Source organism: Microcoleus sp. ARI1-B5 (assembly GCF_036705795.1).
In the GTDB taxonomy this organism is placed as follows: Bacteria; Cyanobacteriota; Cyanobacteriia; order Cyanobacteriales; family Microcoleaceae; genus Microcoleus.
The window spans coordinates 46841-47183 of the sequence record NZ_JAUBVK010000029.1 but is presented as its reverse complement, the minus strand read 5'-3'; the positions used below and the strand labels follow the sequence as shown (position 1 = coordinate 47183).

The following is a 343-nucleotide window of genomic DNA, read 5'->3' as shown; positions in this document are numbered from 1 at the left end:
AATTGCAGCAGCAATTAGCCGACAAGCAAAATCTCGAAAGCCAATTGCAGGAAACTGTATCGAAGTCAAGTTACGAATCTTTACAGCAGCAGTTGAGCGAACGCGAAAGTTCGATCGCCCAATTGCAGCAGCAATTAGCCGACAAGCAAAATCTCGAAAGCCAATTGCAGGAAACTGTATCGAAGTCAAGTTACGAAACTTTGCAGCATCAATTTGCCGAAAAAGAACATTGGGCCAACGAATTGCAGCAGCAACTAGCTTCCAAATCGAGCGAGTTGGAATCTTTGCAGCATCAATTCGGCGAAAAAGAACATTGGGCCAACGAATTGCAGCAGCAACTAGC

At 44.9% G+C, this 343-nt stretch carries 1 pseudogene; it reads left to right on the top strand.

Annotated features, from left to right (window positions below):
• Nucleotides 1-343: pseudogene (locus QUB63_RS28335) on the top strand (CopG family transcriptional regulator); the annotation flags it as partial.